This is a genomic window from Planomicrobium sp. YIM 101495 (assembly GCF_009707665.1).
Taxonomy (GTDB): domain Bacteria; phylum Bacillota; class Bacilli; order Bacillales_A; family Planococcaceae; genus Planococcus.
The window spans coordinates 534,089-554,550 of sequence record NZ_WLZW01000001.1; the positions used below are offsets into that span (position 1 = coordinate 534,089).

At 47.9% G+C, this 20,462-nt stretch carries 20 protein-coding genes; 8 read left to right on the forward strand and 12 right to left on the reverse strand.

Going from position 1 to position 20,462, the window contains the following annotated elements:
- Positions 1-50: 50 nt before the first annotated feature.
- The 9 genes from phoU to GIW82_RS02780 all read right to left on the reverse strand — a co-directional run bounded on the left by phoU (position 51) and on the right by GIW82_RS02780 (position 11,245).
- Positions 51-710 carry a phosphate signaling complex protein PhoU gene (phoU, locus tag GIW82_RS02740; protein ID WP_154748382.1) on the reverse strand — a complete coding sequence of 220 codons (660 nt, stop codon included), beginning with the start codon at positions 708-710 and terminating at the stop codon, positions 51-53.
- A gap of 19 nt (positions 711-729) precedes the next feature.
- Entirely contained in the window at positions 730-1,527 is a 798-nt protein-coding gene (gene pstB / locus GIW82_RS02745) for a phosphate ABC transporter ATP-binding protein PstB (RefSeq protein WP_304608889.1), read from the reverse strand.
- Between the two features lie 42 nt (positions 1,528-1,569).
- Positions 1,570-2,448 (reverse strand): phosphate ABC transporter permease PstA, encoded by an 879-nt coding sequence (gene pstA, locus GIW82_RS02750; RefSeq protein ID WP_154748384.1) that lies wholly within the window; start codon positions 2,446-2,448, stop codon positions 1,570-1,572.
- A gap of 1 nt (position 2,449) precedes the next feature.
- On the reverse strand, positions 2,450-3,376 hold the full coding sequence (gene pstC / locus GIW82_RS02755) for a phosphate ABC transporter permease subunit PstC (protein ID WP_154748385.1): 927 nt from the start codon (positions 3,374-3,376) through the stop codon (positions 2,450-2,452).
- Positions 3,377-3,445: 69 nt separating this feature from the next.
- A complete protein-coding gene (locus GIW82_RS02760) occupies positions 3,446-4,429 on the reverse strand; it encodes a PstS family phosphate ABC transporter substrate-binding protein (protein WP_154748386.1) in 984 nt (327 codons plus the stop codon).
- Positions 4,430-4,711: 282 nt separating this feature from the next.
- Complete coding sequence (locus GIW82_RS02765; protein WP_154748387.1) at positions 4,712-6,895, reverse strand: penicillin-binding transpeptidase domain-containing protein; 2,184 nt, start codon at positions 6,893-6,895, stop codon at positions 4,712-4,714.
- A gap of 114 nt (positions 6,896-7,009) precedes the next feature.
- On the reverse strand, positions 7,010-7,618 hold the full coding sequence (gene sodA, locus GIW82_RS02770) for a superoxide dismutase SodA (protein ID WP_154748388.1): 609 nt from the start codon (positions 7,616-7,618) through the stop codon (positions 7,010-7,012).
- 1,419 nt (positions 7,619-9,037) lie between these two features.
- A complete protein-coding gene (locus GIW82_RS02775; protein WP_154748389.1) occupies positions 9,038-9,517 on the reverse strand; it encodes a DUF456 domain-containing protein in 480 nt (159 codons plus the stop codon).
- A gap of 96 nt (positions 9,518-9,613) precedes the next feature.
- Complete coding sequence (locus GIW82_RS02780) at positions 9,614-11,245, reverse strand: Na/Pi cotransporter family protein (protein WP_370455969.1); 1,632 nt, start codon at positions 11,243-11,245, stop codon at positions 9,614-9,616.
- 181 nt (positions 11,246-11,426) lie between these two features.
- On the opposite strand from GIW82_RS02780, the gene GIW82_RS02785 reads away from it, so the two are divergent.
- The 3 genes from GIW82_RS02785 (at position 11,427) to GIW82_RS02795 (ending at position 13,793) form a co-directional block, all read left to right on the forward strand.
- Entirely contained in the window at positions 11,427-11,948 is a 522-nt protein-coding gene (locus GIW82_RS02785; RefSeq protein WP_370455970.1) for a DUF1189 family protein, read from the forward strand.
- Positions 11,949-12,073: 125 nt separating this feature from the next.
- Positions 12,074-13,195, forward strand: coding sequence for a flavodoxin-dependent (E)-4-hydroxy-3-methylbut-2-enyl-diphosphate synthase (gene ispG / locus GIW82_RS02790; RefSeq protein WP_154748390.1), 1,122 nt, complete (start codon positions 12,074-12,076; stop codon positions 13,193-13,195).
- A 16-nt stretch (positions 13,196-13,211) separates the two neighbouring features.
- Positions 13,212-13,793: a 5' nucleotidase, NT5C type gene (locus GIW82_RS02795; RefSeq protein WP_154748391.1), complete on the forward strand. Its 582-nt coding sequence runs from the start codon at positions 13,212-13,214 to the stop codon at positions 13,791-13,793.
- Between the two features lie 96 nt (positions 13,794-13,889).
- Here the strand turns inward: GIW82_RS02795 and GIW82_RS02800 are convergent, their stop codons facing one another.
- The 3 genes from GIW82_RS02800 to GIW82_RS02810 are packed head-to-tail and all read right to left on the reverse strand — an operon-like array spanning position 13,890 to position 15,917.
- Positions 13,890-14,300, reverse strand: coding sequence for a Fur family transcriptional regulator (locus GIW82_RS02800; protein WP_370455971.1), 411 nt, complete (start codon positions 14,298-14,300; stop codon positions 13,890-13,892).
- On the reverse strand, positions 14,297-15,151 hold the full coding sequence (locus GIW82_RS02805; RefSeq protein ID WP_154748392.1) for a metal ABC transporter permease: 855 nt from the start codon (positions 15,149-15,151) through the stop codon (positions 14,297-14,299). The genes GIW82_RS02800 and GIW82_RS02805 overlap by 4 nt, the downstream gene beginning before the upstream one ends.
- Positions 15,144-15,917, reverse strand: coding sequence for a metal ABC transporter ATP-binding protein (locus GIW82_RS02810; protein ID WP_154748393.1), 774 nt, complete (start codon positions 15,915-15,917; stop codon positions 15,144-15,146). The genes GIW82_RS02805 and GIW82_RS02810 overlap by 8 nt, the downstream gene beginning before the upstream one ends.
- Positions 15,918-16,072: 155 nt before the next feature.
- Here GIW82_RS02810 and GIW82_RS02815 point away from each other — a divergent pair, with 155 nt between their 5' ends.
- The 5 genes from GIW82_RS02815 to GIW82_RS02835 all read left to right on the forward strand — a co-directional run bounded on the left by GIW82_RS02815 (position 16,073) and on the right by GIW82_RS02835 (position 20,432).
- Positions 16,073-16,747 carry a response regulator transcription factor gene (locus tag GIW82_RS02815; RefSeq protein WP_154748394.1) on the forward strand — a complete coding sequence of 225 codons (675 nt, stop codon included), beginning with the start codon at positions 16,073-16,075 and terminating at the stop codon, positions 16,745-16,747.
- Positions 16,744-18,114: a sensor histidine kinase gene (locus GIW82_RS02820; protein WP_154748395.1), complete on the forward strand. Its 1,371-nt coding sequence runs from the start codon at positions 16,744-16,746 to the stop codon at positions 18,112-18,114. Before GIW82_RS02815 ends, GIW82_RS02820 begins: the two co-directional genes overlap by 4 nt.
- 74 nt (positions 18,115-18,188) lie before the next feature.
- Positions 18,189-18,590 carry a hypothetical protein gene (locus GIW82_RS02825; RefSeq protein WP_154748396.1) on the forward strand — a complete coding sequence of 134 codons (402 nt, stop codon included), beginning with the start codon at positions 18,189-18,191 and terminating at the stop codon, positions 18,588-18,590.
- A 131-nt stretch (positions 18,591-18,721) separates the two neighbouring features.
- Positions 18,722-19,756 carry an ABC transporter permease gene (locus GIW82_RS02830; RefSeq protein ID WP_154748397.1) on the forward strand — a complete coding sequence of 345 codons (1,035 nt, stop codon included), beginning with the start codon at positions 18,722-18,724 and terminating at the stop codon, positions 19,754-19,756.
- A gap of 1 nt (position 19,757) precedes the next feature.
- The gene (locus GIW82_RS02835; protein ID WP_154748398.1) at positions 19,758-20,432 is read left to right on the forward strand and encodes an ABC transporter ATP-binding protein; all 675 of its coding nucleotides are present in this window, start codon (positions 19,758-19,760) and stop codon (positions 20,430-20,432) included.
- Positions 20,433-20,462: the final 30 nt, after the last annotated feature.

Genomic DNA, 20,462 nt, shown 5'->3' on the forward strand with positions numbered 1-20,462 from the left:
GAGAGAGGAAGGCGACTTGCCTTTCTCTCTTCCGCTCCATTAATGATCGTTCAAGAGTTGAGGTCGTAACGTTTTCCGCGGACCAAGTAAAACAATTGCTCCGCAATATTCGTTGCATAGTCTGCAGAACGTTCCAAATAGCGGCAAATGAACGCCAGTTGTGTCACTTGGTTCATTCTTTCCGGATCCTCCGCACCGCTACGCATCAGTTGACGGATGGCTTGCCCATACAGATCATCCACTTGATCATCGATTTCGGCAATCTCTTTCGCTTTGATGATGTCTTCAGCGATGAATGCTTCGATCACTTGATGAAGCATCTTGCTCGCCATTTCGTGCATTTCCTGAAGCAATGTAATCGGTGGCAAATGCTCTTGCTTGCCGATCCGGATCGTTTCCTTCGCGATGTTCACCGCATAGTCTCCGACACGCTCAAGGTCAGCTGCTACTTTCAACGTGACAACCAAGCGGCGCAGATCTGTTGCAACAGGCGACTGCTTCGCGATCATCAAGATGACGTGCTGGTTGATTTCTTCTTCCATCCGGTTCAAGGCTGCGTCGTCTTCGATGATTTCAAGTGCTGTATCGATGTCGTGATTCATCAACGCATCCATCGAGCGGTTGAGTGCGGCAATCGCGTAATCACTCATCTCGATCAATTGTTCTTGTGTTTCGTTTAATTCCAAATCGAATCTTTCACGGATTGACATGCTTCATCCTCCTCCCTGATCAGCCGAAACGGCCGGAAATGTAATCTTCAGTACGCTTGTCCGCGGGGTTCGAGAAGATCGAATCCGTCTTGTCGAACTCCACGACTTCCCCGTTCAGGAAAAATGCTGTCTTGTCCGAGATACGTGATGCCTGCTGCATGTTGTGCGTCACGATGATGATGCTGTAGTCTTTCTTCAGTTCCTGGACGAGTTCTTCCACCTTCAACGTGGAAATCGGGTCAAGTGCAGAAGTCGGCTCATCCATCAAGATGACATCCGGCTCGATTGCCAGTGCACGTGCGATACAAATACGTTGCTGCTGTCCGCCCGAGATGCCGTAAGCATTCTCGTTCAGACGATCTTTTACTTCGTCCCAGATGGCAGCGCCGCGCAGGCTTTTCTCAACAATTTCATCAAGAATTTTCTTGTTCTTGATGCCGTGGATGCGTGGGCCGTAAGCGATGTTGTCATAAATTGATTTCGGGAACGGGTTCGGCTTCTGGAACACCATACCGACACGTGTGCGAAGTTCTTCGACACGGTAATCCTTGTCGAAGATGTTGCGTTCACGGTAAAGGATCTCCCCTGAAGTCTTGACCGACGGCACAAGTTCGACCATGCGATTCAATGTTTTGATGTATGTGGATTTTCCGCAACCAGATGGTCCGATGATCGCTGTCACTTCGTTCTCCATGATTTTCATGTCGATATTTTTCAAGGCATGGTTGGCACCGTACCATAAGTTCATTTGCTTTGTTTCATAGACGATGTTCGATGACGCTGCTGTGTTTTGATCGTTTGCGACCGTGTTGTTCATCAGTGAGACAGTCATTGTGAATCCCCTTTCCCTTCAAACAAATTAATAACGTTTATCGTACTTGTTGCGAATGGCTACTGCGATGGAGTTCATGATAATCAAGAATGCCATCAAGATGATGATTCCAGCTGCCGCCACCATTTGGAACTCTTGCTGTGGTCGGCTTGACCAGTCGTAAATCTGCATCGGAAGCGCGGTGAATGTATCCATGACACCTTTCGGCAAGAACTGGATGATGACCGGTATACCGATGACGATCAGCGGAGCAGTCTCCCCGATAGCCCGTGATAACGCCAAGATACTTCCTGTCAAAACGCCTGGAATCGCTGCTGGTAAAATAATCTTAACGATGGTTTGCCATTTTGTTGCGCCCATCCCGTAAGATGCATCGCGCAATTCTTTCGGAACGGAACGGATCGCTTCCTGCGCTGCGACGATGATGACCGGCAAGATCAATAGACTCATCGTGAAGCCCGCTGCAAGAATACTATTGCCAAGTGACAACGTACGGACGAAAATCGTCAAACCGAGAAGACCAAAAACGACAGATGGTACACCGGCCAAGTTCGCGATGTTCGTCTGGATGAACGTCGTGAGCCTTGATTTCTTCGCATACTCTTCCAAGTAGACGGCTGAACCGACACCCAAAATGATTGAAGTCGGAGCGACGACCGCCATCAACCAGATCGAACCGATGAGGGCGGCTTTGATTCCAGCCTTTTCCGGGAACCGTGACGCAAAATTCGTCAAGAAGTCGATGGACAAGTGTCCAGCCCCTTGTGTAACGATTCGATAAAGCAAAATGACTAACGCCAATAAAGCGAGCGATGTTGCAAAAATGAAGAACCCTTTGAATACTTTGTTGACCACCATTCGGCTGTTCATCCGTTTTACTACGGCATCATGTTCGATATATCTCATCTCAATATTCCTCCCTGAAGCGTTTGGATACATACTGCGCCAGAATGTTCATCAACATCGTGAAGATGAATAGCGTGAATCCTACCGCGTAAATGGAATAATAGATGGTCGTTCCATATCCTGCGTCACCTTTTGAAACCTGGACGATATAAGCCGTCATCGTTTGGATGGAATCAGTGAAAGTGCCGTCGAATTTTGGCGTCGAACCCCCAGCGAGAGAAACGATCATCGTCTCACCGATCGCGCGCGATACTGCCAATACGACAGAAGCAACGATACCAGAGACTGCTGCTGGAAGAATGACTTTGATGGCCACTTCGAACTTCGTGGAGCCGAGTGCCAGCGCCCCTTCACGAATATGCTTCGGCACAGAGCTCATCGCATCTTCAGATAAGGAAGCGATCATCGGGATGATCATGATCCCGACGACGATGCCTGGTGAGATCGCGTTGAAAATCTTCACTTCCGGAAAGAATGTCTGCAAGAGTGGTGTAACGAACGTGAGTGCGAAGAATCCATAGACGATTGTCGGGATTCCGGCAAGCACTTCCAGGATTGGTTTGATGATCCGGCGCACACGCTCACTTGCATATTCGCTCAAATAAATCGCGGCGGAAATACCGATCGGCACAGCAACGATGACGGCAATCAGCGTCACTTTCAACGTGCCGACGATCAATGGCCAGATTCCGTAAAGCTCCTGCTTGTTTGAGAATGGCAGCCACGTCGTACCGAACAGGAAGTCCGTGACCGATACTTTCGTAAAGAATGTGATCGTCTCGACGATCAAGGTCATGATGATTCCGATAGTCGTCAGTACGGATACCGACGCAATCAAAAATAGAATCACCGGAATCAGTTTTTCGATAAACCTCTTGTTTTTCTTGCCTTTTGACTGCGCGATTAAATCTTGCACAGAAGTCCCCATAACGAATCCCCTTTCAATCCGAAAAGGTGAGCAGATACTGCTCACCCGGTAAAGTCATCTCAGTCAGCCTTAACGCAACGCTTCAAGATCTGCTAAACCTTTGTCGTACTCTTCTTGCGGCAATGCTACGTAACCAACTGATTCAGCCATTTCACCAGCATTTTCCACTGTGTACTTCAAGAAGTCGAATACTGCATCGTCTTCAGCTACTGCAGTGTTGCTCGCATAGACGAATAATGGGCGCGATAGCGGAGAGTACTCTCCTGATTCAATCGAGTCATTCGTCGGCTCTACACCGTCGATCGATACAACTTTCAACGTATCCTGGTTCGCTACATAATATGCGTATCCGAAGAACCCGATTGCGTTCGGATCAGCTTGGATTCCTTGTACTAGGATGTTATCGTCCTCTGACAAAGTTGCAGAGCTTACAAGGTCCTCATCTTCAAGGATTACTTCGTTGAAATAGTCAAACGTTCCAGAATCCGTACCTGGTGCGTAGAAGACCACTTCTTCTTCCGGCCAATCAGGGTTGATGTCTGACCACATTTTCGTTGATCCATCTTCTACCCAAAGCTTCTTCAAGTCTTCGACTGTCAAATCTTCCACCCAGTCGTTCTCTTGGCTTACGACTACTGATAGGCCGTCATACGCCAGCAATAGTTCCGTATAGTCAACGCCTGCTTCTTCAAGGCTTGCAATCTCTTCATCTTTAATTGGACGGGATGCGTTCGAAAAATCCGTTTCGCCTTGAATGAATTTCTCAAAGCCTCCACCTGTCCCTGAAACACCGACAGTGACCTGGACATCCGGCTGAGCACCAGCGTACTCTTCAACGACACCTTCCATGATCGGAGCTACTGTCGAAGAACCATCACCTGAAACAGAACCTTCAACCGCAGCTTCTTCATCGCCGGCAGTGTCTTGAGTCGTTTCTTCCGTGTCAGAACCTGGTTGATCTGCCGCAGTATCGTCTTCTGTGCTGCCGCACGCTCCGAGGATAAGTGCTGAACCTAAAATTGTTGAAGCCATTGCGAATTTCCAGTTTTTCATTTCTGTGTTCCCCCTAAAAGATTATGTTTTGTTTACAGTCCTAACTATAGACCTCCAATATTGAGGACATATAAAGCGAATGTTAAGAAAGTGTAAAGACGTTTTCCATCTCTCCATAAAGGGAATATGGCGGTGCTGTCATCACTAGAAAAGCAGAGAAACAGCGTCAAGAATGCATTGGCGAAGATGTTCTTTCTATTCCTATATTCATCGGCTTTTCGGGAAATTAAAAAAGCTACCCCGCAACATCATGATTCATGACGTTCGGAGCAGCTTTTGTTATTATTCGTCTCCTTCTTCAATGACAGAATCAGAGAATGGTTCACGGATTTGATCCGGTGATTCAGAGACTTTCTTATTCTTCAGTTCAAAGTATTTGTCCAGCGCTTCCCGAGCGATTTCGTTGCTTGCCGGTGGGACTTTGTTGTCGTTCGTCGTGATATAAGGAATCAAGACGGCATAGGCGACTTCCGGGTTATCGAAAGGCGCAAAACCGACGTGTGACGTATTGATCGATGTCTGACCGTTGTAGCGGCTCGAGCTATCGTAAAACGTCACCTGGGCAGTCCCAGTTTTCCCTGCAGCCGTATAACCGAGGTTCTCGAAGTAACGGCGTGCGGTTCCGCGGCTGCCCGTGTAAACGCGGCGCATCCCTTCCTTGACCCGGTCAATCTCTGCTTGGGAGTTATCGACACGGTTCAGAACACGTGGATCAATGATGCGATCGATAGCACCCAAATTAACACCATCTATAGAAGGTTGTCGAATCTCTTTCACGACGTGCGGTGCCATCCGGTAGCCATCATTGGCGATTGTCGAAACGTATTGTGCCAGTTGCAGCGTGGTATACGTATCAAACTGACCAATCGATAAATCGAGGAATTTACCGGCCATCAAGTCCGTACCCTCATACCCTGTACCTTCATTCGGCAAGTCGATGCCAGTTTTGACACCAAGCCCGAACTGCGCGAATGAATTACGCATTATGTTAAAGCTGCTGTCTGGAATATTAATTGGCTCACCGTATTGATAACGTGCACCAGCAAGACCAAGTGCAATTTTGAACATGTAAACGTTCGAAGATAGTTCAATTGCAGTCAAGTCGTTGACCGGCACACGGTTAAACAACGTACGGTTAAAGAGCGATGCTTTCGGTCGGTCATTCCCGATTTTCAATGGTTCATCAATCATGACACTATTCATCCCAATCGCGCCTTCAGAATATCCTGTCAAAATGGTTGCGCCCTTAATAGAAGATCCTACTTCATGCCCGGCCGTGAATGTGCCGTATGCATAGTCTAAAATTTCACGCTGACCGTTCTCATCTGGGTCGCTCAGTCGTTTGCCGACAAGTGATAAGATCTCACCCGTTCGCGGATCCATCATGACAAGGTAAGCATCACGGACCAGCTGTGCATTCGGACCAGCTTTTAGCTGACGCAGTTTTTTTTCAACGATTTCTTCCATCGCTGCCTGCATCTCACTGTCGATTGTCAGCACCAAGTCCTTGCCGGGTTCCCCCTCCTTTTCAGGGACAGTATCAATGACGCGGCCACGGCCATCGGTAATACTCTTCACGACGGATTTCTGGCCTTGTAGCACGGATTCATACTGCTGCTCAAGGAAGCTTCGTCCGACACGGTCGTTCCGAGAATAGTCGCGGGACAAGTAATATTCGAGGTCACTTGATGGAATGCCTTGTTCTGGAGTCGTCGTCGTGCCGAGGATCGTCAAGTCGCTTGAGCGGACACGTTCCCAGTCCGTTACGGTGTTGACGCCTTTCATGTCGGGATCCGTCAACCGCTCGGACACACGGGCGAATTCTTCCGGTGTCACGTTCTCGTTTTTGATGATTTGCGGTGTCAGTGCATAGCCGGAAGTCATTTCACGGTAGATCGCGAGAACTTCAAGCTCTTCAGACGTCAAGCTGGCCAATTCCTCATCCGTGATGCGGTCGCGGATGAGCGTATCAAGCTTACGCTGCTTCTCTTTTTCTGTAATGTCTTCATTTTGGATTGCCAGGCGTTCTTCTTCTGATACTTTTTCATTCGCCGCCTCAAGGTTGAGGGAAATGTAAAAATCCTGTTTGTCACGTGGCGTCACTTTATCCGGTTCTTTCTCAATCAATGTCGCCAGCTTTGCTGCAACTTCCATCATTTCCGAACGCTTCGTCGTCTGCATCGGTGTGTACGTAATTGCATTTACAGGCTTATTGTCCACTTGGATCCGCCCTTCGCTGTCGAAGATGCGACCTCGTGGCACACTCGTATTGATCGCGACTTCTTCCGTACGCGCAAGCGCCAGCGTGAAGTCTTCGCCTTTTACGATCTGTAAATATCCCAAACGGAGGATCAAAGCGGAAAAAAGCAGGAAAATGGTAAAAAAGAGAATATTCATCCGAAAAATCGTATGGTTTTTAAGCTTCGCTTTCGCGAGAGAAACGCGTCGTTTCTGAGGGGTCTGCATTCAGCGTTTCCTCTCCTTTCACTGAATTGCTCCATTCGTAAGTATAGCATCGAACGAAGAAAAGCACACACTTTTTAAGACGCAAAAGTGTGTGCAAAGTTGCTGCTTATTTAATTATTTTGCAGCTTCAAAGCGTTTTGAAACTTCATCCCAGTTAACAACATTCCAGAATGCATCAATGTAATCCGGGCGTCTGTTCTGGTAGTTCAAGTAATAAGCGTGCTCCCAAACGTCCAATCCAAGTAGAGGCGTTTTGCCTTCCATCAATGGAGAGTCCTGGTTTGGCGTTGAAGTGACTTCAACTTCACCGTTCGATACTGCAAGCCACGCCCAGCCTGAGCCGAAACGTGTTTTCGCTGCTGCAGCGAATTTCTCTTTGAATGCATCAAAGCTGCCGAATTTGCTGTCAATCGCTTCAGCAAGTGCACCGGATGGAGCGCCGCCGCCATTTGGCGAAAGCAACTGCCAGAACAATGAGTGGTTCGCATGTCCGCCACCGTTGTTACGAACTGCAGTACGGATATCCTCTGGAACTGCATCAAGATCTGCAATCAATTCTTCAACTGATTTAGAAGCAAGATCTGCGTGTCCTTCCAACGCTGCATTCACATTCGTCACATAAGTGTTGTGGTGCTTCGTGTGGTGGATGTTCATCGTCTCTTTGTCGATGTGTGGTTCGAGTGCATCGTACGCGTAAGGTAGTTCTGGTAATTCATAAGCCATGAATAATTCCTCCTCGATTCTGTTTGTTCTACATTTCTTAATGTATCAAAGTTTTCAGACCGACACAAACAAAATGCACGCCGCCTGCCCATTTCAGACTTTTGGCTGAAGTTGAAGGAAGGATTGATAGAATTATGCAGCTTCCGGCTGATTTGCATGTTCCTTTTGAAGAATGAAATCATTAGTGTCCGGCTGACCTGCATTCCAGAGCTTCGCACGTTAGAGGCGCTGAGAAGATGTTGGCCGAATGAAATTCGGTCAATGTCTTTGCTTGCTCGCTCTTCCATTCCGGCTCAGCTCCTTCGATAAAGGGAGTGGTGTCTAATGCTGGTGATTTGGATGATCAAAACATATCCGCCATCGTCGCACTCTCACAGAAGGTATCGGATGATAGGTGGGGATTTTAGTCTTCATGCTGATTCTGGATTTAGTCGCGACTCACAGATTTTAATCGTGACTCAGGCACTTGCAGTCGCGACTCAACACAAACTAGTCACGACTCAGATTTTTCACTCTTGAAAATGAGAGAGCAGGAGAATGAATGTTGTACCTCACGAGCTTGAAATCGTATCTCACTGCCGACAAGTAGTATCTCGTCCATTTTCAAGCTCGATTCGATGCCAAGTAATAACTCGAGCAACTTAAGTAATATCTCACGACTAAAAAGTACTAACTCGACAAAAACGGATCTCTCCCGCTCACTATTTTCTCTCCAAAATAAGAACCCCAGCGGCCTACGCAGTCAGCCGCCAAACAAATATGAAACACCCGAATTAGAATGAAACGCTAGCTGCCACAACACCGCCACTTCACCCACACACCAGCGAAGTGGCTGGTGTGGACTGGGCGGAGTGATAAGACGAGCGATTCTCAGCTCGGCTTATCACGGGAGCCATGTCCGAAGCCGCAAGCGAATTTCTACGCGACACCCGAATCACTTTTCCACACATCGGCACTAAAACCCCAGCGGCCTACGCAGTCAGCCGCCAAACAAATATGAAACACCCGAATTAGAATGAAACGCTAGCTGCCACAACACCACCACTTCACCCACACACCAGCGAAGTGGCTGGTGTGGACTGGGCGGAGTGATAAGACGAGCGATTCTCAGCTTGGCTTATCACGGGAGCCCTGTCCGAAGCCGCAAGCGAATTTCTACGCGACACCCGAATCACTTTTCCACACATCGGCACTAGAACCCCAGCGGCCTACGCAGTCAGCCGCCCAGACATTTACCTCAACTCCATCAATAGAAAGAAATGAAGATGATCACTCACTAACACTTCTCCCACACTCTCAGCGGAGGAGATGGCTTATCACAGGAGCCCTGTCCGAAGCGACGAAGCGGATTCCTACACGCCCCCTCCCATTCAAAAACAACAAAAAGAACACCAGTCTCCCGGTGTCCTCACTCGCCACTTATATTGTAAAGAAGAAAATCAAAACCATGACCACTTGCAGGATCCCTTTTGTGAATACCGACGTGATGAATCCGACAACCGAACCGACGCCCGACATGACTGCCTGCTTCAGCTTTGTCTTGTTGAAGATCAGCTCCGCCAAAATCGCACCCGCGAATGGGCCGATCAAGATACCGAAAATCGGGATGATGAACGGGCCGAAGATCAAGCCGATCGTGCTCCCCCACATGCCGGCCTTCGAACCGCCGAACCGCTTCACCCCGAACAAGTTCGCAATCGTGTCCGCTCCAAACAGCAGTACCACGAACAAGGTTTGGATAAGCCAGAACCACCAAGGCAAATCTGCAAAACTATAGAACAGGCCATATACGACAAATCCGCCCAGAATGAATAGGACCGCTGGAATGATCGGATAGATGAGACCGACAAAGCCGATCGCAAAACAAAGCAGGATGAGAATCCACGCTAGTATGTCCATTCGTTTTCCTCCTCGATGTAAAAAAGAACTCCCTTTTATCGTGCCTTACCTAGTACCAAATGTAAAGCTGAAAGGGAGTTCTTTTCTTCTATTTAATTATGCGCGGTTGCCAAGAATCGATTCAGCGATGTTCACTGAGTGGTCACCGATCCGCTCAAGGTTGGAGACGATATCGACGAATACGATACCTGCCTGAGCAGAACAGCGGCCTTCGTTGACACGAAGAATGTGCTTCTTGCGGAATGTGCGTTCCATTTTGTCAATCAAGTCTTCCTGCTCAACGACTTCACGTGCCAATTCGTGGCTCGTCGTATCAAGTGCGCTCATTGCTTTACGGACTGTTTCGATCGTCAATGTGAACATTTCATCCAGATCCTTCATTGCATCATCCGTAATCGAAACCCGGTTGTTCTCCTGATAATCGATCAGTTCGATGATGTTCTCGAAGTGATCCCCGATACGCTCAATGTCACGGACTGTTTCCATGAGCATCGTGTGACGCGTGGAATCCGCTGCGGAAATGGAGCCCGAAGAAATTTTCACCAAGTAATCGGTGATTTTCTGATCCAAGTTGTTGATCGCATCTTCAAACTGATAGCCCATTTCTGCGCTTCGTTTGTTTTTCGTTTTCAGATAATCATATGTTTTTTCAAGTCCTTGGACTGAGAAGTCACCCATGCGAAGCACTTCTTCTTTCGCTTGACCGAGCGCGATCGATGGCGATTGTTCAATGAAGTGGACATCCAAATGTTTCGGCTTGAATTCGACCACTACTTCTTCGCCCGGAATCAGCTTCGTCACGAGAATCGCCCAGATCCCGATCAATGGGAATTGGATGATCGTGTTTGCTACGTTGAATGAACCGTGTGCAAATGCGATCTGCATTTTCGGTTCAAGCCCCAATATGGTCGAAAGCCAAAGTACATATGCTGTAAATGGTTTCAGGAGAAGCAAGAAAATGATACTTCCGAGAACGTTGAACAGCACGTGGACGGCGGCTGCACGGCGCGCGGCGACGGATACGCCAAGCGCCGCGAGAACTGCTGTGATCGTTGTTCCGATGTTGTCACCGAATAATACAGGTAAGGATGCCTGCAAATCTAAGATTCCCTCAGCATACAAACCTTGCAAAATTGCGACTGTCGCACTTGAGCTTTGGACGATCAATGTAAAGACCGTTCCGACTACTACGCCCAGGATCGGTAATTCACTCAATGAAATCGTCAATTCGAGGAACATTTCCGATTCCCTTAACGGCTTCATTCCATCGCTCATCAATTCGAGGCCATAGAACAAGCCCCCGAAGCCGAAGACGACTTCACCAAAGTTTTGAACTTGCTTTTTCTTGAAGAAAAAGATCAATAATGCCCCGAAAGCTAAAATAGGCAGTGCATACGCACCGACGTCGAGACCGATAATGAAAGCAGTGACCGTCGTCCCGATATTGGCACCCATGATGACACCGATCGCTTGTCGCAATGTCATGAACCCTGCGCTGACGAGACTAACGACAATGACTGTCGTTCCGGAACTTGATTGGATCAAGACCGTTACAACAATCCCGACCAGAACCCCCATGAACGGATTGGTCGTAAAACGATCCAGAATTCCTCGGAGGCGGTCCCCAGCCGCTTTTTGAAGAGCATCCCCCATGAACTTGATGGAGAACAGGAAGAGCCCTAAACCTCCTAGAAATGTGAAGATCATGATTTGCCAGTTTGTATCCACGATTAATATTCAACTCCTATTATACGTCTTCATACCTTCCTCATTATGAAGAGTTCTCTAAAGAAATGTAAATACCTTTATTCAAAATTTACAATCCCGTAACAATCAGACGATAAATGCTGTCACAATCGTGATACGATAAGAAAGTCAACAACGGATTTTTGCTGAAAGGAGCTTGTTCGTGAATTTCTTCCAATTACTCAAAGCGAGTTTGATGGAACCGAAAAAACAGGCGGCTGCACGTATTTTACCGATCGGCCGGGTTTTGAGGTTCGTTTTTATTGTCATCGCGATATTGACTGTCCTGTCATTCGTCGAACTTGTCGGCAGCCTACAGCAGACAGCAGATGACATGAGTGGCCTTCTTGACTACATCAATGAAATCGAATGGATTCTCTATCCGTTTTCACTTCTTTCATTATTTGTTTCAACGACGCTCTACCAATTCATTTTGATTTCAGTATATGCATTCGCAGGGATGGCTTTCCTGAAGATGCGCAAGAAGCGCGGCGAATACCGGCACATGTGGCGCACCACTTCACTGGCGGTCACCGTCCCTTCATTTCTTGCTTTCTTCTATAGTTTCACGGGGGGCCCGGGAGCGATTGGGATACTAATCAGCTTGCTGACCGTCCTTTATTTATATGTAGCAGCAGGATATTACCCGAACTTGCCAGGAGTTAAAAAACCGCATCAATCGTAATTCCTTGTCTTTTCAAGGGCGGCACTGCTAAAATAGCTATAGACATTTGTCAGAGTCGGTCCTTCCGACCTTTAGAATTATGTCCGGAGAGTTCCTCCGCTGACAAAAAAAGGAGAGAATACTCAATGAGTGAAGTTCTTCACCGTTCGAAAACACGCCCCGTCAAAGTTGGTAATTTGACAATCGGCGGCAGCAATGAATTGTTTATCCAAAGTATGGCAACAACAAAAACGCATGACGTCGATGCGACAGTTGCTGAAATCCTGCGTTTGGAAGAAGCCGGATGTCAAGTTGTCCGCGTCGCTTGTCCGGACGAACGTGCAGCTTTAGCTATCGGAGAAATCAAGAAACGCATCAACATCCCGCTTGTCGTGGATATCCATTTTGACTACAAACTTGCTCTGATCGCGATCGAGCAAGGTGCTGATAAGATCCGAATCAACCCAGGTAACATCGGACGCCGTGAAAAAGTCGAAGCGGTCGTTAATGCTGCTAAAGCGAAAGGCATTCCGATCCGTATCGGTGTCAACGCTGGTTCACTTGAGCGCCACATCTTGAAGAAATACGGCTACCCTACTGCTGAAGGCATGGTCGAAAGTGCTTTGCACCATATCAAGATCCTTGAAGACCTTGATTTCCACGACATCATCGTATCGCTGAAAGCATCCGATGTCGGTCTTGCAGTTGAAGCTTACGAAAAAGCCGCAGAAGTTATCCCTTACCCACTGCACCTCGGGATCACTGAATCAGGAACATTGTTCTCTGGTACTGTGAAATCCGCTGCAGGTCTTGGAACATTGCTTTCAAAAGGGATCGGGAACACATTGCGCGTTTCCTTGAGCGCTGACCCAGTAGAAGAAATCAAAGTAGCACGTGAACTACTGAAAGTCTTCGGTCTTTCATCGAACGCAGCGACATTGATCTCTTGTCCAACTTGCGGACGCATCGAGATCGACTTGATTAAAATCGCGAACGAAGTGGAAGAATACATCTCGAACATCAAAGCACCACTGAAAGTGGCTGTTCTTGGATGTGCGGTTAACGGACCTGGTGAAGCGCGTGAAGCGGACATCGGGATCGCTGGAGCTCGTGGCGAAGGCCTTCTCTTCATGAAAGGGAAGACAGTCCGTAAAGTTCCTGAAGAAACAATGGTCGATGAACTGAAAATCGAAATCGACAAATTAGCACAGGAGTATTTCGATAAAAAAGCGGCTGAAGAAGCGGAACTTGCAGAGCAAAACAGCTGATTGAGGATGTGAGACGATGAGATACCGTTTCGGAATCGATATAGATGGGACCGTGACATGTCCAACGTCACTTGTCCCCCACTTGAACCGTGCATTCAATAGTGAATTGACGCTTGACGATATTAAAGAATACGATTTATCGAAAGCACTTCCCCATTTGACTCAAAAAGAAGTATACGAGTGGTTCCAAAAAGAAGAACCTTATATCTACTCGGTCTCCCCGATTTCGGAAAATGCCGATCTCGTGTTGAACGAGTGGAAAGATCGTTACGAACTTTATTACATTTCGGCCCGCAGTTCGAGTGTCCGTGATGTGACATTCGATTGGTTCAAACAACATGCCATTGCGTTTGACCATATTGAATTGATCGGCACGCACAAGAAAATCAATGCAGCGAAAGAACATGGCGTCCACCTTTTCTTCGAGGATAAGCATGACAACGCTGTTGAGATCTCAGAAGAACTGGACATTCCAGTCATTCTGTTCGACACGCCGTACAACCGGATGTCAATTCCGGATGGAGTGGTCCGCGTCACCAACTGGCTTGAGGCAGATGCTTGGGTCCAAAAAGAATTCGGAACGAAAATAGAAGTATAAAAGAACCGCTCCCAGTCATTTGGGAGCGGTTTTTTCGTGCGACTTGTCCAGCAAAAAAGCTGTTTCAGGAATCCAACTTCCCAGAACAGCTTTTCTTTATTTACAAGACGGACATCTGCCGTAGATTTCGAATTTATGACTGGCGATTTCGTATGCTGGCAGCGCCGATCCGAGCAAATCCATCGGGCACATCGGAATTTCCTTGATCTTGCCGCAGTCCATGCAGATGAAATGGTGATGATGGTGGTCGCTCTCGCACTGCATGCGGAAATGACGTTCCCCTGACAACTCCGTTTCCTCCAGGATGTCGAGCGATACGAACGTCGCCAAGTTCCGGTACACCGTATCGTAGCTCATTCCCGGGTAATCCTTCTGCATGACGTCCAGCAAGTCACGAGCGGTCAAGTACCGCTCGTCATCTGCAAACAACTCCAAAATCTGTTGGCGTTTGGATGTTTCCTTGAATCCATTGGCCTTTAAAATCTCCCACGCTCTTTCGATATTCACGTAATTGCCCCCTTCTTCATTGAAAGCGAAAACTTCTTATATCCGATGACAACAAGTAATAGGAAAATCGAGGTGACGACAATTGTGCCGCCTGGTGCCAAGTTGAAATGGAACGCTGTGAAAAGTCCCGTCAAAACAGAAACTTCCCCGAAAACAATCGACAATATAATCGTCTGTTTGAAACTTTTCGAAACGCGCATCGCAGCAGCAACTGGAATCGTCATGAGTGACGATACAAGCAAAATCCCAACGATTCGCATGGAACCGGCAATGACCAGCGCTGTGACAATCATAAATAGGAAATGGATCCATTTTGCCGGCAGGCCGCTCGCTTTCGCGTATTCACCATCAAACGACAGGACGAACAGTTCCTTGAAGAACAGCCGGATGAACAACAGGACAACCGCAGCAATCGCAATGACGATGAAGAGGTCTTCCCGGCTGACTGCGGAGACCGAGCCAAATAAATAGCCGAACAAGTCATTCGAAAAGCCTTGTGCAAGCGAAATGAAAATCGCACCGAAACCGATGCCCGCAGACAGGATGATCGGAATCGCCAATTCTTCATAATGCTTATACAGTGACCGTAGCCGCTCGATCAGGACCGATCCTGCGACAGATGCGAAAATGCCGAGAAACAGTGGATTGAGCGTAGCGAACACGGCAACGCTCTGGCTCAGGAAGAGGCTTCCGGCGATTCCGGCAAGCGTCACATGACTCAGTGCATCCGCGATGAGCGACAGCCGACGGACAACGATGAAGACGCCGAGAAGCGGTGCGATGGCACCAATGATGATGCCTGCTAAAAATGCATTTTGCAAAAATTGATACGTAAAAATAGCTTCAAGCATGCTGCGAATCTCCTCCGTTATGATGAATTTTCCGGACGGAATGGCCATGCCATGCTTCTAATTGTTCATCACTCATTGTTTCGAATTTCTCTTTGAATCCATGGAAATGGATGGTCTGGTTCAAACATGCCACATGGGTGATGCGGTCTGAAACACTGCCCATGTCGTGCGTGACCAAAATCATCGTGATGTCATGGTCATGATTTAGATGCGCCAGCATATTATAGAATGCTTGGACATTTTCATGGTCGATGCCGACAGTCGGTTCATCGAGGATGAGCACTTTCGGTCTGGCGACGAGCGCACGCGCGATGAATACGCGCTGTTGCTGACCGCCGGACAACTCACTGATCCTCCGCTTCGCAAAAGCTGCCATGCCGACCGATGTGAGTGCGTCATTCGCAAGTTTCTTGGCATCTCTCGGGATGCGCTTGAAAAGTCCTGCTTTTTTAGCCAAGCCCCCGATGACGACTTCTTCCACCGTCGCCGGAAAACCGGAGTTGAAGGAATTGGATTTTTGAGAAACATAGCCGATCCATTCACGCTGTTTGAATTGCTTCGAATCCACACCGAACAGCTCCACTGTTCCGCTCGTCGGCTTGAGCAGCCCGAGCATGATTTTCAGCAGCGTCGATTTGCCCGAACCGTTCGGCCCGATGATCGCCAAGAAGTCCCCTTCTCGTACGGTCAACGAAATATGATCCAGCGCTTTTGTCTGTTCATATGAATAACTGATATCTTTGAGATCAATTAACGGAGATTCCATTCCCCCGCCCACTTTCTAATTCAGAATGATTACGATTTACATTAGAATAGTATAGCGGACGCAAGGAGTAATGTAAATATTTAAGTTGCAGTATGGACGATATTCCGCAAAACAGGTTCAAATAGGTATAATAGCAATCAAGGAGGCGGATGTGAATGATTCGGATATTAGCAGTAGATGATGATATACATATGCTCGGGTTCGTAGCGGAGGAACTGCGTCAGGAAGGCTATGAAGTAGTGGAAGCTACTTCCGGCGAGCAAGCGCTCCAGCGGCTGGAATCCGAGACGGTCGATTTGGCGGTCGTCGATGTGATGATGCCTGGAATTGACGGGTTCGAACTGACGAAAATTTTGCGCACGGATTATGCACTTCCGGTAATTTTGTTGACGGCAAGACATCATATTGAAGATAAAGAACGCGGATTTTTGGCCGGTTCCGATGATTATTTAGTGAAGCCTTTCGAGTCGAAAGAGCTCCTTTTCCGGATCAAAGCGATATTACGGAGATATGACCATCCGGATGACGACTTGTTGGCGCTCGGTTCTTTGCGTATCGATTTGAAAAGCTATGAAGTGAAATCGACGAATGGCATTTTGCTCATTCCGCTCAAGGAATTTGAATTACTTGCACTTCTTGCATCACGCCCGAAGCAAGTGCTGAGCAGAGATTTGATCATCGAAAACATTTGGGGCATCGATTTCCAGGGCGATGAACAAACGATCAATGTTCATATAAAAAGGCTGCGTCAGCGACTGGAACGTTTTGCGCCGGACGTCAAGATCATCACGGTGAGAGGCGTCGGCTACAAGATCGAGGTGCGAGGATGAGCTTGTATGTAAAATTCATCTGGTTTACGTTCGCCACGATGCTGATCAGCAGTGCTATTTCGTTTTTTTCCATGAACGCCTATTACGATCAATATTTAAAGGAAGAAAATAACGAAAAGAACATGGCGATCGCGCTCTCTTTCGCTGCTTATCTGGATGCGACCGCATCGGAAGACATCGAAGAAGCACTCGATGTGTTCGGTGATGCCGGGTATCAGCTGTATGTGACTGACGGCATGTCCGTCAAGCGTTACGGCGGAGAGTTCCGCGATGAATCAATCGACGGGGAAGATATTCAACAAGTGCTGGACGGCGTACCGTTCAACGGCATGAGCGACTTCCCACGTGAAATCTTCGTAACCGGATTTTTCGCGAATGAGCTCGAAAATACGGTCGGGGTCTCGGTCGAACTGGACGGCAAGCGTCAAGCACTCTTTTTACGACCGAATATCGGGCTGCTGTTCAAAGAACTTCACCTGCTGTTCGGTGGATTGGCAGTCGGCATCGTTCTCTTGAGCTTCTTAGGGATGCTGCTTGTGGCACGCCTCTTAATCCAGCCGATTACAGAACTAACGGAAGCAACGGAGAAAATGGGAACAGAAACGTTTGACGTCCCCCTCTCCATCGACCGGACTGACGAAATCGGACGACTGGCCGATCAATTTTTGATGATGCGCTCCCGGATTGAACAGTCTACTTTGAAGCGGAAGGAATTCGTCCATAACGTATCGCACGATATCCAGTCACCACTCCACACGATCCAAAGCTACTTGGCTTTACTTCAAAAAGAAGAGGTCAGTGAAAAAGAACGAGCACAATATTTTTCAATCATTCAAGAAGAGACGACACGACTCTCGCTTCTCACGAATCAGCTGCTGACGCTGTCCTCGTTCGATGCGGAAGCGATTGACCCGCTCGAGACAGTCCCGGTCGATCAGCAGCTGCGTGAAACGCTGTTGCACTTGCGCCATGCCTTTGAAGAGAAAGAACTCGGGGTTTCCGCGCAACTTTCACCTGTCAACGTAAAAGGTAACGCTGTCCTCCTCCAAACCGTCTGGGAGAATGTCTTGACGAATGCGGTGAAGTACAGCGAACCAGGAGGAGCTGTCGATATCGAACTAACTGCGTCGGCTGATGGAATGGAATTAGTCGTACGCGATGAAGGAATCGGTATGTCCCCTGAAGATGTTCAGCATGCGTTTGAACGTTTTTACCGCGCAGACCATGCGCGAACCCGCTCGACGAAAGGCTCTGGCCTCGGCTTATCGATCGTCCATGAAATCGTCGAGCTGCACGGCGGTACTGCTGAAATCGAAAGTGAAATCGATGCAGGCACTGCTCTACGCATCAAACTTCCAACGATGTAACCAATCGTTCATCTTCCGTTCATGAAGGGATTATATGCTTAAGGCATGAAGTCAATCCATTTAGGAGGATGTACATGAAACATCAAAAAGTTTGGAGTTTATGGCTTGTTCGGGCTGCTGCCGTCTTCGGCTTAATCGGTGCAGGCCTCGGTGCGCATATGGCGGGTTCAGGTGGCTATCAGTTCCGTGCAATCCATGCACACATCTTAGTGGTCGGCTGGCTCAGCCTATTCTCATGGGCAGCATATTACCGTCTGTTCTTCATCCGCTCGAAGAAAATCGCTGCACTTCACGTGTATACCGCCCTCATCGGGACAATCGGTTTGACAGGCGGCATGTGGCTGGAATTCCTGAAACCCTTTCCACTGCCTGACATCGTCACCTTGCTGATCTACATTATCGGCGGTTCAATCCTGCTGCTCAGCTTCTTCCTATTCCTGTTGACAACATTCTGGATCGGTGAAGAAGAAAAATAACATGTGTTTGAAGGGAATCCACTCTGATGGATTCCCTTTTTTTCGTTCTGACTGAAATGTCACTGCTCGTTCATGTTCCATTCATCTAGCCTGTTTAAACTAAGGTTATCAAGTTGGTGGAGGCGTTCACATTGAATATTGCATGGAAAGAAATCAAGAAAAACAAAGTTCGTTTCGCTATTTTAGGATCCATCATTTTTCTCGTCAGCTTTTTGACGTTCATCATCTCGGGGCTGGCGAACGGCTTGTCACAGGACAACGCCGCTTTGATCAAAGATCTGACGGACGGACAATTTTATATGACAGCTGATGCAGAAGAAACATATAACTTATCTCGAATCGATACGGAAACACAGGAACAAGTGCTGGAACAACAGCCGGATGCGCTCGCTATGTCCATCCAGATGGGCTTCCTGAACGACTCGGAAGACAAACAGCGGAGCGTGGCATTCGTCACGTCAACTGACAACGAGCTGTTCGGCTCTGTGAAGGAGGGAGAAATCATCTTGGATCGCTCGCTCGAAGGAGCAGGAATCCAAGTCGGTGACGTGCTGACGAACAACCAGTTCAGCGGTGAATTCGTCGTCAAAGGCTTTGTCGATCAACAGAAATACAGCCACGCACCAGTGGCATTCATCCATATGAAAAACTACCAGGAAATGTACCGCGTGATGGAAATGCAGCTATTGTTCATCCCGGGAAGCAATGACCTACCAGCAATCGACGGGCTGCAATCTTTCACAAATGCAGAATTCCTTAACACCATCCCAAGCTATAGCGCGGAGCAACTGTCACTGAACATGATCGTCTGGTTCCTTGTTGTCATCAGCGGCATGCTGTTCGCCATCTTCTTCTACATGATGAATGTGCAAAAAATCGGCCTATATGGCATTTTAAAAGCGATTGGAGTCAAAACGAGCTCACTGTTCAAAATGATGTGGAACCAAATGTTTTTCATCACGATCATCGCACTCGGACTTTCAATCGCACTGAGCCAAAGCTTCAATTTTATCGCACCTGATGGTATGCCATTCAGCTTGACTGCTGTGACGACCGTTCAATTATCCATCGTATTTTTGATTATCGGATTCATCGGAGCGACATTGTCCGGCATTCAAATAAAAAATGTCGAACCGCTGCAGGCGATTCAACAAGGAGAGGTATAAGATGACAATTTTTGCGACGCAACAAGTGAGAAAATCATTTACGAACGGAGAAGTTTCGGAAGAGATTTTGAAAGGCATAGACTTGAAGCTGGAGCAAGGAAAAGTGACGTCATTGGTCGGGGCTTCTGGATCCGGTAAAAGTACATTGCTGACGATTGCTGCAGGACTCCAGCCAGCTTCCGGAGGGCAAATCCTTTTCGATGGTAAGAATATGACCGACATGAGCGCTGAACAAGTACGGAAAATCCGTGCGCGCGAATTCGGCTTCGTGTTCCAGTCCGCTCATCTCGTGCCTTTCTTGACGGTGGAAGAACAGCTCTTCCTTATGCTCGAAGTATCGGAAACGAAGATGAAGAAATCCGGGCAGAAGAAAGAAGTCGCCAATATGCTTGAGTTGATTGACATGTCGCACCGGAAAGATGCCTATCCTGCTTCCCTGTCCGGTGGTGAAAAACAGCGCGTCGCCATCGCACGCGCCATCATCCACAAGCCGAAAATGCTGTTTGCAGACGAGCCGACCGCTTCACTCGACTCGAAACGTTCGACAGACGTCATGACGCTAATTCGTGAGCTGACGAAAACATTGAACATCACGACATTGATGGTGACACATGACGAAGAGATGCTGTCATTCGCCGATCATGTTGTCACGATGAAAGACGGGCTCATTGAATAGGTTCTACTATTCAAAAAGGGAGAGAAGCTG